Origin of the sequence: Jiangella sp. DSM 45060, assembly GCF_900105175.1 — a bacterium.
Lineage (GTDB): Bacteria > Actinomycetota > Actinomycetes > Jiangellales > Jiangellaceae > Jiangella.
Genome location: NZ_LT629771.1, coordinates 1,530,823 through 1,543,369, shown reverse-complemented (window position 1 = coordinate 1,543,369; position 12,547 = coordinate 1,530,823). Strand labels below are relative to the sequence as shown.

The window sequence follows — 12,547 nt, the reverse complement described above, 5'->3', positions numbered from 1 at the left end:
CGAGACGGAAATAGCTCCGTCGGTGCTGCGAGGGGGTGCAAGGGGCGCTGTGATGTCCTCATGGCGATCGAGCTCTCCTCCCCCGGCCGGACCGTCGTGGTCGGCACCGGCCCGGTGTCCTTCGACGACGTCGTGGCGGTGGCCCGCGACGGCGCGGGCGTCGTGCTGGGCGACGACGCGCAGGCGGCGGTCGCGCGCAGCCGCGAGGTCATCGACCAGCTGGCGGTCGCGGACCTGCCCTACTACGGGGTGTCAACCGGGTTCGGCGCGCTGGCCACGAAGCACATACCGGCGGACAAGCGGGCCGCGTTGCAGCGCGGCCTGATCCGCAGCCACGCGGCCGGGTCCGGCCCGGAGGCCGAGCGCGAGGTCGTCCGCGCGCTCATGCTGCTGCGGCTGTCGACGCTGGCCACCGGCCGCACGGGGGTCCGCCCGGCGACGGCGGCGGCGTACGCGCGGCTGCTGGACGCGGGCATCACGCCGGTCGTCTACGAGTACGGCAGCTTGGGCTGCTCCGGCGACCTCGCGCCGCTGGCGCACTGCGCGCTGGCGCTGATGGGCGAGGGGACGGTGCGCGACGCGTCCGGCGCGCCGGTCGACGCGGCCGAGGCGCTGGCGGCGGCCGGCATCGAGCCGGTCGTGCTGGCCGAGAAGGAAGGGCTGGCGCTGATCAACGGCACCGACGGCATGCTCGGCATGCTGGTGCTGGCGCTGCACGACCTGCGTGGCCTGCTCCAGGTGGCCGACGTGGCCGCCGCGATGAGCGTCGAGGCGCTGCTCGGCACCGACCGGGTGTTCGCCGACGACCTGCAGGCGCTGCGCCCGCACCCGGGCCAGCGCGCGTCCGCGGCGAACCTGCGGGCGCTGCTGGCCGGGTCGGAGGTGGTGGCCAGCCACCGCGGGCCCGACTGCACCCGCGTCCAGGACGCCTACTCGCTGCGCTGCTCGCCGCAGGTGCACGGCGCCGCCCGCGACACCGCGGACCACGCGGCGCTGGTCGCCGGGCGGGAGCTGGCCGCGGCGATCGACAACCCCGTCGTGACCCCGGACGGGCGGGTGGAGTCCAACGGCAACTTCCACGGCGCCCCGGTCGCGTACGTGCTGGACTTCCTCGCCATCGCGGCGGCCGACCTCGCGTCCATCAGCGAGCGGCGCACCGACCGCTTCCTCGACGTCGCCCGCAACGCCGGGCTGCCGCCGTTCCTCGCCGACGACCCGGGCGTCGACTCCGGGCACATGATCGCCCAGTACACCCAGGCCGGCATCGTGTCGGAGCTGAAGCGACTCGCCGTCCCCGCGTCGGTCGACTCCATCCCGTCCAGCGCCATGCAGGAGGACCACGTCTCGATGGGCTGGGCCGCGGCCCGCAAGCTGCGCCGCTGCGTCGACGGCGTCGGCCGCGTGCTCGCGGTGGAGCTGCTGACGGCGGCCCGCGCACTGGACCTGCGGGCGCCGCTGGCCCCGGCGGCCGGCACCGGCGCCGTCCGCGACCTCATCCGCGACCACGTCGCCGGCCCCGGGCCGGACCGTCACCTCGCACCGGAGATCGCCGCCGTCCACGACCTCGTCACGACCGGCCGGATCGTCGCCGCCGCGCAGGCGGCCGCCGGCGAGCTGCACTAAGGAGGACCCCATGTCCGGACCCCGACCCGTCCGCGCCCCGCACGGCTCCCGGCTGACCGCCCAGGGCTGGCCGCAGGAGGCCGCGCTGCGGATGCTGCAGAACAACCTCGACCCGGAGGTGGCCGAGCACCCCGACGAGCTGGTCGTCTACGGCGGCACCGGCAAGGCCGCGCGCGACTGGCCGTCGTTCGACGCGCTGGTGCGCACGCTGACCACGCTGCGCGGCGACGAGACGATGCTGGTGCAGTCCGGCCGCCCGGTCGGCGTCATGCAGACACACGAGTGGGCGCCGCGGGTGCTGATCGCGAACTCCAACCTGGTCGGCGACTGGGCGACGTGGGAGGAGTTCCGCCGGCTCGAGGCGCTCGGGCTGACGATGTACGGGCAGATGACCGCCGGGTCGTGGATCTACATCGGCACCCAGGGCATCCTGCAGGGCACCTACGAGACGTTCGCGGCGGTCGCGGCACAATGTGCTCGGAAGGGGCGGGGGTTCGGCGGCTCGCTGGCCGGGACGGTGACGCTGACGGCCGGGCTGGGCGGCATGGGCGGCGCGCAGCCGCTGGCGGTGACGATGAACGGCGGCGTCGCGCTGGTCGTCGAGTGCGACCCGTCGCGCATCACCCGGCGGATCGAGCACGGCTACCTCGACGTCCAGGCGGCGTCGGTGGACGACGCGCTGCGGCTGGCCGCCGACGCCCGCCGCGACCGCCGGGCGCTGTCGGTCGGCGTGCTCGGCAACGCCGCCGAGGTCGTGCCGGACCTGCTCGCGCGCGGGGCCGAGATCGACGTCGTCACCGACCAGACGTCGGCGCACGACCCGCTCGCCTACCTGCCGGTGGACGTCGCGTTCGAGGACTGGGCGGCCGAGCGGGCCAAGGACCCGGCCGGGTTCACGCGGCGGGCGCGCGAGTCGATGGCCCGGCACGTCGAGGCGATGGTCGGCTTCCTCGACGCGGGCGCCGAGGTGTTCGACTACGGCAACTCGATCCGCGGCGAGGCGCAGCTGGCCGGGTTCGAGCGGGCCTTCGACTTCCCCGGGTTCGTCCCCGCGTACATCCGGCCGCTGTTCTGCGAGGGCAGGGGCCCGTTCCGGTGGGCCGCGCTGTCCGGCGACCCCGCCGACATCGCCGCCACCGACCGCGCGATCCTCGAGCTGTTCCCCGACAACGAGCCGCTGGCCCGGTGGATCCGGCTGGCCGGCGAGAAGGTGCACTTCCAGGGGCTGCCGGCGCGCATCTGCTGGCTCGGCTACGGCGAGCGCGACCGCGCCGGGCTGCGGTTCAACGACATGGTCGCATCCGGCGAGCTGTCCGCGCCGGTCGTCATCGGCCGCGACCACCTCGACGCCGGCTCCGTCGCGTCGCCGTACCGCGAGACCGAGGCGATGGCCGACGGCTCCGACGCGATCGCCGACTGGCCGCTGCTGAACGCGCTGGTCAACACCGCGTCGGGGGCCAGCTGGGTGTCCATCCACCACGGCGGCGGCGTCGGCATGGGCCGGTCGATCCACGCCGGGCAGGTCACCGTCGCCGACGGCACCGCGCTGGCCGGCGAGAAGATCGCCCGGGTGCTGTCCAACGACCCCGCGATGGGCGTCATCCGCCACGTCGACGCCGGGTACGACCGCGCCGCCGAGGTGGCGGCCGAGCGCGGCGTCCGCGTCCCGATGCGCGAGGGCTCCGGCGGATGACCGCCTCCTTCGACTCGATGTGGGCCGACCTCGAGCCGGTCGGACGCGACCCGCGCGGCGGCTACCGGCGGTTCGCGTGGACCGACGCCGACGCGACGCTGCGCGAGTGGTTCGCCGCCGAGGCCGCCCGCCGCGGGCTGTCCGCCGTCGCCGACCGGGCCGGGAACCAGTGGGCGTGGTGGGGCGAGCCGTCCGCCGCGGCGAAGGGCGTCGTCACCGGGTCGCACCTGGACTCCGTCCCCAACGGCGGCGCGTTCGACGGCCCGCTCGGCGTGGTGTCCGCGTTCGCCGCCGTCGACCTGCTCCGCTCGCGCGGGCACGTCCCGTCGCGGCCGATCGGCGTCGTCAACTTCGGCGACGAGGAGGGCGCCCGCTTCGGCGTCGCCTGCGCGGGGTCGCGGCTGCTCACCGGCGCGCTGCCGGTGGAGCGCGCGCTGGCGCTCACCGACGCCGACGGCGTCAGCCTCGCCCAGGCGCTGGGCCGGCAGGGCCGGCGCGAACCGGCCGCCGACCCCGAGGCGCTGGCCCGCGTCGGCACGTTCGTCGAGCTGCACGTCGAGCAGGGCCGCGCGCTCGCGCTCGGGCCCCCTTGCAATGAGCACCCAGACGCATCGATGCGTATCGGTGCTCATTGCAAAGGGGGCGCGGACACCGCATCCGCGCCGGTCGGCGTCGCCACGGAGATCTGGCCGCACGGACGCTGGCGGGTCACGCTGGCCGGAGAGGCGAACCACGCCGGCACCACCCCGCTGGACGACCGGCGCGACCCGATGCTCGACCTCGCCGCCCTGGTCACGTCCGCCCGGGCGGCGGCCGCGGCGCACGGCGTGCTGGCGACCGTCGGGAAGATCGAGGTCGACCCCAACGGCGTCAACGCCATCCCGTCCGAGGTGCGGGCCTGGCTGGACTGCCGCGGCGCCGACCCCGATGCCGTCAGCGCCGTCCTCGCCGACCTCGACCGGTTCGCGCCGCGGCAGGAGTCGTGGACCGCCGCCACCGTGTTCGACCCCGCGCTGGCGGCCCGGCTCAGCGCGCTGCTCGGCGATGCGCCGCTGCTGCCGACCGGCGCCGGGCACGACGCCGGCATCCTCAGCGCGGCCGGCGTGCCCACGGCGATGCTGTTCGTCCGCAACCCGACCGGCGTCTCGCACTCGCCGGCCGAGTTCGCCGAGCGGGCCGACTGCCACGCCGGGGTCGAGGCGCTGGCCGACGTGCTGGCGGAGCTGACCCGGTGACGGCCTATTGGGCCGCGCACGCCTGGCTGCCCGGCGGGCTGGCGTCCGACGTGCGGATCTCGGTGGACTCCGGGGTGATCGTCGCCGTCGCGGCCGGGTCGCCCGCCTCGGCCGACGACGTCCGGCTGCCCGGCGTCGTGCTGCCCGGGTTCGCGAACGCCCACTCGCACGCGTTCCACCGGGCGCTGCGCGGGCGCACGCACGACGGGCACGGCTCGTTCTGGACGTGGCGCGAGGCGATGTACGCGCTGGCCGGGCGGCTCACGCCGGACACGTACTACCAGCTGGCGCGGGCGACGTACGCCGAGATGGCGCTGACCGGCGTCACCGCCGTCGGCGAGTTCCACTACCTGCACCACGGCCCCGGCGGTGTGCCGTACGCCGACCCGAACGCGATGGGCGCGGCGCTGCGTGCGGCCGCGAGGGACGCCGGCCTGCGGCTGACGTTGCTGGACACCTGCTACCTGGCCGGCGGCATCGGGCGGCCGCTGGACGGCGTCCAGCTGCGCTTCGGCGACGGCGACGCGGACGGCTGGGCCGAGCGGTTCGCCCTGCTACGGGACGACGCCACCACGCGCGTCGGCGCCGCCGTCCACTCCGTCCGGGCCGTGCCCGCCGAGGCGATCGGCGCCGTCGCCGCCGCGGCGTCCGGCCGCCCGCTGCACGTCCACCTCTCCGAGCAGCCGGCGGAGAACTCGGCGGCGCTGGCGGCGTACGGCCGCACCCCGGCGGAGTTGCTGGACGCGCACGGCGCGCTCGGGCCGCACACCACCGCCGTCCACGCGACGCACCTGACGCCCGGCGACATCGCCCTGCTCGGAGCGTCGCGGACGACCGCGTGCCTCTGCCCGACCACCGAGCGCGACCTCGCCGACGGCATCGGGCCGGCCCGCGCGCTGCTCGACGCCGGCGCGCCGCTGTCACTCGGGACCGACCAGCACGCCGTCATCGACCTGTTCGAGGAGGCCCGGGCGCTGGAGACACACGAGCGGCTGCGGACGCTGGAGCGCGGCCACTTCTCCCCCGCGGACCTGCTCGCCGCGGCGACGGCGCACGCGAGCCTCGGCTGGCCGGACGCGGGCCGGCTGGCGCCCGGCGCCCACGCCGACCTCGTCGCCGTCCGCCTCGACTCCCCCCGCACCGCCGGCGTCGAGCCTGCTCAGGCCCTGTTCGCCGCCACCTCCGCCGACGTCGACACCGTCATCGCCGGTGGCCGCCCCATCGTCACCGGCGGCCACCACCTCCTCGGCGACGTCGGCCCGCTCCTCTCGGCCGCGATCGCCCCGCTCTGGGACTGACCCCGGACCGTCAGCGCGTCAGGCGGTCCATGACGAAGGTGCCCTCGCGCCGGTACGGCTCGCCGAGCACCGCGCCGGAGTGGGAGGCGAGGCCGTTGGTCAGCGCCAGCGCGGTGAAGAACGCCCGCTGCCCCTCCGCGCCGAGCGTCTCCAGTTCGGCGTCGGTCCAGGCGGGGATGACCGAGCGCAGGATCTCCGGCGTGGTGTGCTCCAGCCAGTGCTGCGCGCTGAAGGTGTTCTGTGACGACAGCTCCTGCAGCGCCTTGAGCTTCTTGTCCAGCACGTCGCCGATCTCGACGACGCAGTTGGGGTGCTCGGGCGTCATGTAGTAGATGGTCGGGATCGGGTGGGGGTCGTGGCCGCCGCACTCCTCGACCCGCCAGTCGCGGCCGGCGACGGCGAGGGCCTCGGCGAAGAGGAGGGCGATGACGCGGCGGTCAGGGTCGAGGTCGTGCTGGGCGTGCTGCGGGTCCTGCATGATGATGACGTCGGGCCTGGTGCGGCGGATCAGCTCCACCACCTTGACCTTGGTCGACGACGCGAGGTCCACCTCGCCGAAGGACACGTCGAGGAAGTCGACGTCGCCGGTCACGCCGAGGATGTCCGCCGCCCGCGACACCTGGGGCCGGCTCTCCTCACGGCACATGAGGACGGCCGCGTTGACGGTCTCGCCGGCGGCCACCGCCTTGGCGATCGCGCCGCCGCACTCGACGATCTCCAGGCCGTAGCTCGCGAGCATGAGGACGTTCGTCATGGAGCGGTCCCTTCTGTCGGTGCCGGCGCCGTCACGATCGGCGCAGGCGGGGGTTGATGCGCTGCTCGAGGGCGTAGCCGAGCAGGGCGAATCCGAGGGCGGAGCACATGATCAGCAGGCCGGGCGGGAGCACCCACCACTTCCACGCCGGGGTGAGGAACGCGCCGCGCGCCTGCGCCCAGTAGAGGGTGGAGCCCCAGCTCTCCTGCAGCGGGTCGCCGAGGCCGAGGAAGCTCAGCGACGACTCCAGCAGGATCGCGCCGCTGGTCGCGGCGACGAACTCGCCGATGGCCAGCAGCATGGTCTTCGGCAGCACGTGCCGCCAGAGGACGTAGGCGTGGCCGGCCCCCATCGAGCGGGCGGCGACGATGTAGTCGCGGCCGGCCAGCGACAGCACCTGCGAGCGGATCACCCGGGCGGTGGGCGCCCAGATGAGGATCGCGATGATGATGACGGTGTTGACGATGCTGCGCCCCATGTACGCGGCCAGCACGATGAGCAGCGGCAGGAACGGCAGGATCAGCACCACGTCGACGCCGCGCATGGCGACGGCTCCGAGCCGCGGGAAGTACCCGCCGATCAGCCCGACGACGGTGCCGATGAGCATGGCGGCCGCGGCGGCCACGACGCCGACGGTGAGCGACACCCGGGTGCCGTAGATCATCTCGCTGAGCAGGTCCTGCCCGACGTCGTTGGTGCCGAGCAGGTGGTCCGGCGACGGCGGCGAGAACGGCGTCCCGGCGCGTTCGGCCGGGTCGTACGGCGCCAGCACCGGCGCGAGCACGGCGACGGTGACCAGCGCCAGCACGATGACGCCGCCGACGGCGCCGAGGGCGGTCGTGTGGTCGCGCAGCCGCCGGCCGCGCCGCACGACGGGTGCGGGACCGGACGGGCCGGGCTGCGGATCGGCGGACACGGTGGTGGTCATACGCGGGTCCTCGGGTCGAGGCGGGGGTAGAGCGAGTCGGCGAGCAGGTTGGCCAGCAGCACCGCGATCGTGAACACCAGGAACGTCGCCTGCATGACCGGGTAGTCGCGGGCCGAGACGGCGTCGTACATCAGCCGTCCCAGCCCTGGATAGGAGAAGACCGTCTCGATGACGACGGTGCCGCCGAACGCCCAGCCCAGCCGCAGCGCCAGCACCGTCGTCACCGGCAGCAGCGCCGTGCGCACCACGTGGTGCAGCATGACGGCGCGCGGCCGCAGCCCCTTCGCCTGCGCGGTGCGGATGTAGTCCTCGCCGAGCACGGACAGCGTCGAGTACCGCATCGACAGGTAGACGGCGGGGATGCTGAGGATCGACAGCGTCACCACCGGCAGAACGGCGTGCTCGGCGACGTCGGCGAGCCAGGCGAAGCCGGTGAGGTCGGCGCCGGCCGTGGTGGCGCCGAACGACGGCAGCCAGCCCAGCGACACCGAGAACAGCGCGATGAACAGCATGCCGAGCCAGAACTGCGGCGTCGACTCCAGCGCGATCATCACCGCCAGCGACGACACGTCCCATTTGCCGCCGCGCCGCCAGGCCGCGAACGCCCCCAGCGCGATGCCGATGACCGCCGACACCACCAGCGCGGTGAGCGTCAGCAGCAGCGTCCACGGCACCCGGTCGAGCACCAGCTCCTCGATCGGCGTGCCCTGCCGGAACGAGTAGCCGAAGTCCAGCGTGAGGATGCTCTTCCAGTAGCTGAGGTACTGGACGGCCAGCGGTTCGTCCAGGCCGGCGTCGGCGGTCACGGCGGCCCGCTCCTCCGCCGTCATCTCCCCCACCTCGACGCCGGCGATCAGCGCGAGCGGTGAGCCCGGCATGAGCCGCGGCAGGGCGAAGTTCAGGGAGACGGCGACGACCAGCACGACGGCGTACTGGCCGAGGCGGGCGAGGCCCAGGCGCCGGGCGCGCATCGTCAGGGCTGGCCGTCGTCGGGGATGAAGGACAGCTTCGTCATCGGGCCGCTGCCCGTGATCGGCACCCAGTCACCGAAGACCGACGGGTTGTAGCCGTAGGCGCCGTTCGGGTGCAGCAGCGACACGAACGGGACCTCCTCGGCGATCCGCTGCTGCAGCTGGTCGGCGATCCCCTCGCGGGCGGCCGGGTCCAGCTCGGTGTCCAGCTGGGCGGCGAGCGCGTCGGTCTCCGGGTCGGAGTAGCCGGTGATGTTGAGGTTGCCGAGCACCGGGTCGGTGGCCACCAGCGACGCCATCTGGCCGATGTCGGCCTGGCTGGCCGACGACCAGCCCCACATCGCCAGCTCGTAGCTGCGGCCCTGCGCGACGTCGTAGCCGGGCCAGACCGCGTCGTCCAGCGTCTGCATCTCGACCGAGCTGACGCTGACGCCGATGCCGACCTCGCCGAGCTGCTCGCCGATCAGCTCGGCCAGCCGCATCCGCAGCGCGTTGTTCGACGCGACCAGCAGCTCGAACGAGAGCGGCGCGCCGTCGAGCTCGCGGATGCCGTCGTCGTCGGAGTCGGTCAGCCCGAGGCCGTCGAGCAGCCCGGCCGCCTCGTCCGGGTCGTGGACGGTCTCGACGGAGTCGTCGTACCAAGGCGAGTCGGGGTGCACCCAGCCGGCGTTGCCGACCACGGCGGCGCCGAGGAACACGTCGTCGACCAGCCGCTGCCGGTCGACGGCCAGCCCGACGGCGCGGCGGAACTCGGCCTGGTCGAACGGCGGCACGGCGGTGTTGAACACCAGCAGCGTCGTCGTGTACTCCGGCGCCTCGACGACGTCCAGGGTGCCGGTGCCGCGCAGCACGTCGATCTGCTCCGGCGAGATCGACCGCATCATCGTGTCGATCTCACCCGACCGCAGCGCCGCGGTGGCGCCGGCCTCGTCGGCGAACTGGACGACGACCAGTTCGTCCACCTTCGGCTCGCCGCGGAAGTACTCCGGGTTCGCCTCGAACGAGTAGCTGACGCCCGGTTCGGACTCCACCAGCCGGTACGGCCCGGAGCCGACGTTCGTGGACTCGTCGAACGGCGCGACGTCCGGATCGGCGACCGCGGACCACACGTGCTCGGGCAGGATCGGCACGTCGGCGAGGGTGCGCAGCTCGAACGACGGGTCCGGCGCGGCCAGCGTCAGCACGACGGTCGACTCGTCCTGCGCGACGGCCTGCGTCACGTTGCCGAGCGCGGTGGCGAACCGCCCGGGCGGGCCGGCCTGGTAGTAGCCGACGCTGAACGCGACGTCCTCGGCGGTGAGCGGCTCGCCGTCGTGCCAGCTGACGCCGTCGGCCAGCCCGACCGTGTAGGTGAGGCCGTCCGCCGAGCCCTCGACCGTCTCGGCCAGCCACGGCTGCGGCTGGCCGAGCTCGTCGACCTGCATGAGCGAGTCGTAGCTGAGCATCGTGAGGTTCAGGCCCGGGAAGCCGGTCGCGTACGTGTGCGGCGTCAGGTTGCCCTCCTCGGACATGATCCCGATGCGCAGCGACTCGGCGGTGGTGGCGCCGCCCCCGCCGGCCGGCCCGGCGTCCTCGGTCCCGCCGTCGGAGCCGCATGCTCCGAGCGCCAGAACGGCGGCGAGCGCGGCGGCGGGTGCCGCGGCTCTGCTGATGCGACGGTGGGACATGGCGACCTCCGGGGGCGTTCGGTGGCGTCGGCGGCGGTCAGACCGTCGCCGGCTGGGCCGGATCGGGGGCGGGCGACGCGGCGATCTCGTCGGCGAGATGGCAGGCCGTCCAGTGGCCGGGGCGCTGCTCCTCCAGCGGTGGCGGAGTCGTGTCGCAGAGCCCGGGCCGGGCGAACGCGCAGCGTTCGTGGAACCGGCAGCCCGGCGGGGGCGCCACCGGGCTCGGGGGGTCGCCGGCCAGGGGTGCCGGCCGGGACCGCCGGTGCGGATCGGGGACCGGGACGGCGTCGAGCAGGCCGCGCGTGTACGGGTGCCGCGGCCGGCCGAAGACGTCGTCGCGGCCGCCCAGCTCGACGATCTGGCCGAGGTACATGACGGCGACCCGGTGCGCGATGGTGCGGATGACGGCCAGGTCGTGCGAGATCACCAGCAGCGACAGGCCCAGCTCGACCTGCAGCCGCGACAGCAGCGTGATGATCTGCGCCTGCACCGAGACGTCGAGGGCGGAGACGGGCTCGTCGCAGACCAGCACCTCGGGGTCCAGGGCGAGGCCGCGGGCGATGGCGACGCGTTGTCGCTGTCCGCCGCTGAGCTGGTGCGGGTAGCGCCGGCCCAGCTCGCGCGGCAGCTCGACGACCTCCAGCAGCTCGGCGGCGCGGGCCCGCTGCTCGGCGGCGGTGCCGCGGCGGTTGATCCGCAGCGGTTCCGCGACGACGTCCTCGACCCGCAGCGCCGGGTTCATCGACGCGGCGGGATCCTGGAACACCATCTGCGCGGTGCGGCGCAGCTCGCGCAGCCCGGCGGCGCTCATCGAGTCCAGCACGCGGCCGCCGAACGCGACGGTGCCGCCGCTGGGCTGCTCGAGCCCCAGCAGCGCCCGCGCCAGCGTCGACTTGCCCGACCCGCTCTCACCCACCAGCCCGAGCGTCCGGCCCCGCTCCAGCTCCAGCGAGACCCCGTCGACGGCCCGGACGGGTGCGGCGGGGCGGCGCCACGAGCTCCGGCCCCGGTAGTGCACCCGCAGGTCCTCGAGCGCGACGACGACCGGCGATGGCGCCGCGGCGTCGGCGGGCAGTCCGGCGGCCGCGGGCGCGGGCGCGTCGGCCGCGGGTGCGTCGGCCGCGGACGCGTCGCGCGCGCGAACGTTGTCGGTGCCCGCCCGTAGGGTGGGCCCCACCCGGGCCGGGAGGGGTCCAGCTACCACGGCGCGCGGTCCGCCACCACCAGCGCTCAGTCCGCCACCACCAGCGCTCAGCTCGCCGGAGCGGTGGCAGGACACAGCGTGGCCGCCGCCCGCCGCGAGCGGCAGCAGGGCCGGGCGGGCGGCGGCGCACGGGTCGTGGGCGTGGTCGCAGCGCGGGGCGAACACACAGCCCTCGGGCTGGGTCTCCGGGTCCGGCAGGCCGCCCGGAATCACCTCCAGCTGCGACCCCGCCGGCGCGTCCAGCCGCGGCATCGCGCGCAGCAGGCCGGCCGTGTAGGGGTGGACGGCGGCGGTGAAGAGGTCGGCGCACGGGGCCTGCTCGACGACCCGGCCGGCGTACATGACGGTGACGCGGTCGGCGAGCTGGGCGACGACGCCGAGGTCGTGGCTGATCCAGATGACGGCCATGCCGCGGTCGCGGCGGATCCGGTCCACGAGGTCGACGATCTGGGCCTGGACGGTGACGTCGAGGGCGGTGGTGGGCTCGTCGGCGACCAGCACCCGGGGTCCGCAGGCCAGCGCCATCGCGATCATGACCCGCTGGCGCATGCCGCCGGAGAACTGGTGCGGGTAGTCGTCGGCGCGGGTGCGGGGGTCGGGGATGCCGACCTCGCCGAGCAGCTCGACGGCCCGGGCGTGCGCCGCGCCACGGGAGACGTCGGCGTGGGCGCGGATCGCCTCGGAGATCTGCCGGCTGACGGTGTGTACGGGGTTCAGCGACGACATCGGGTCCTGAAAGATCACCCCGATCTCGGCGCCGCGCACGGACCGCAGCGCGCGCTCGTCCATCGCCAGCAGCTCGCGGCCGCGCAGCCGGATCGACCCCGCCACCTCCGCGTTCTCCGGCAGCAATCCGAGCGCCGCCATCATCGTGACGCTCTTGCCCGAGCCCGACTCACCGACGACGGCGAGCGTCTCACCCTCCGCGACGGAGAGGTCGGCGCCGCGGACGGCGTGGACGTCGCGGCCCACGGCGCGGCCCGCGCGGAAGGTGACCCGCAGATCGCGGATGGCCAGCAGCTCGGCGCCGGCGGGCGCCGAGGCGGTCATCAAGTAGCCTTGCGCCGAAGAGCAGCAACGGGTGGAAGATCGCGGGTCGTCAGCCTCGGGTGGATGCGCATTTCTGGCCCCTTCCGATTGTGATGTGTCAGGTAACATACGAGTGATGCATCAC

At 74.7% G+C, this 12,547-nt stretch carries 9 protein-coding genes; 4 read left to right on the top strand and 5 right to left on the bottom strand.

All coding sequences use genetic code 11. The annotated features are described in order from the left end of the window. Positions 1-60 precede the first annotated feature (60 nt). Genes hutH through BLU82_RS06825 form a run of 4 tightly spaced genes read left to right on the top strand, consistent with a single transcriptional unit; the run spans position 61 to position 5,849 of the window. Complete coding sequence (gene hutH / locus BLU82_RS06840) at positions 61-1,623, top strand: histidine ammonia-lyase (protein ID WP_092617564.1); 1,563 nt, start codon at positions 61-63, stop codon at positions 1,621-1,623. A gap of 10 nt (positions 1,624-1,633) precedes the next feature. Continuing rightward, positions 1,634-3,316 (top strand): urocanate hydratase, encoded by a 1,683-nt coding sequence (gene hutU, locus BLU82_RS06835; protein WP_092617561.1) that lies wholly within the window; start codon positions 1,634-1,636, stop codon positions 3,314-3,316. After that, complete coding sequence (locus BLU82_RS06830; RefSeq protein WP_157740674.1) at positions 3,313-4,551, top strand: allantoate amidohydrolase; 1,239 nt, start codon at positions 3,313-3,315, stop codon at positions 4,549-4,551. The genes hutU and BLU82_RS06830 overlap by 4 nt, the downstream gene beginning before the upstream one ends. Next, the gene (locus BLU82_RS06825; protein WP_092617558.1) at positions 4,548-5,849 is read left to right on the top strand and encodes a formimidoylglutamate deiminase; all 1,302 of its coding nucleotides are present in this window, start codon (positions 4,548-4,550) and stop codon (positions 5,847-5,849) included. The genes BLU82_RS06830 and BLU82_RS06825 overlap by 4 nt, the downstream gene beginning before the upstream one ends. 10 nt (positions 5,850-5,859) lie before the next feature. Here the strand turns inward: BLU82_RS06825 and BLU82_RS06820 are convergent, their stop codons facing one another. The 5 genes from BLU82_RS06820 to BLU82_RS06800 are packed head-to-tail and all read right to left on the bottom strand — an operon-like array spanning position 5,860 to position 12,423. Next, entirely contained in the window at positions 5,860-6,603 is a 744-nt protein-coding gene (locus BLU82_RS06820) for a PIG-L deacetylase family protein (protein WP_092617555.1), read from the bottom strand. A gap of 31 nt (positions 6,604-6,634) precedes the next feature. Beyond that, the gene (locus BLU82_RS06815) at positions 6,635-7,531 is read right to left on the bottom strand and encodes an ABC transporter permease (RefSeq protein WP_092617552.1); all 897 of its coding nucleotides are present in this window, start codon (positions 7,529-7,531) and stop codon (positions 6,635-6,637) included. Further along, positions 7,528-8,502 carry an ABC transporter permease gene (locus tag BLU82_RS06810; RefSeq protein ID WP_092617549.1) on the bottom strand — a complete coding sequence of 325 codons (975 nt, stop codon included), beginning with the start codon at positions 8,500-8,502 and terminating at the stop codon, positions 7,528-7,530. The genes BLU82_RS06815 and BLU82_RS06810 overlap by 4 nt, the downstream gene beginning before the upstream one ends. Before the next feature lie 2 nt (positions 8,503-8,504). Next, positions 8,505-10,169 carry an ABC transporter substrate-binding protein gene (locus tag BLU82_RS06805; protein WP_092617546.1) on the bottom strand — a complete coding sequence of 555 codons (1,665 nt, stop codon included), beginning with the start codon at positions 10,167-10,169 and terminating at the stop codon, positions 8,505-8,507. Between the two features lie 37 nt (positions 10,170-10,206). Continuing rightward, on the bottom strand, positions 10,207-12,423 hold the full coding sequence (locus BLU82_RS06800; RefSeq protein ID WP_172885552.1) for an ABC transporter ATP-binding protein: 2,217 nt from the start codon (positions 12,421-12,423) through the stop codon (positions 10,207-10,209). Positions 12,424-12,547: the final 124 nt, after the last annotated feature.

Coding starts and splice junctions, on each gene's coding strand:
- hutH (WP_092617564.1), top strand. CDS start 61: ATGGCGATCGAGCTCTCCTCCCCCGGCCGGACCGTCGTGGTCGGCACC.
- hutU (WP_092617561.1), top strand. CDS start 1,634: ATGTCCGGACCCCGACCCGTCCGCGCCCCGCACGGCTCCCGGCTGACC.
- BLU82_RS06830 (WP_157740674.1), top strand. CDS start 3,313: ATGACCGCCTCCTTCGACTCGATGTGGGCCGACCTCGAGCCGGTCGGA.
- BLU82_RS06820 (WP_092617555.1), bottom strand. CDS start 6,603: ATGACGAACGTCCTCATGCTCGCGAGCTACGGCCTGGAGATCGTCGAG.
- BLU82_RS06815 (WP_092617552.1), bottom strand. CDS start 7,531: ATGACCACCACCGTGTCCGCCGATCCGCAGCCCGGCCCGTCCGGTCCC.
- BLU82_RS06810 (WP_092617549.1), bottom strand. CDS start 8,502: ATGCGCGCCCGGCGCCTGGGCCTCGCCCGCCTCGGCCAGTACGCCGTC.
- BLU82_RS06805 (WP_092617546.1), bottom strand. CDS start 10,169: ATGTCCCACCGTCGCATCAGCAGAGCCGCGGCACCCGCCGCCGCGCTC.
- BLU82_RS06800 (WP_172885552.1), bottom strand. CDS start 12,423: ATGACCGCCTCGGCGCCCGCCGGCGCCGAGCTGCTGGCCATCCGCGAT.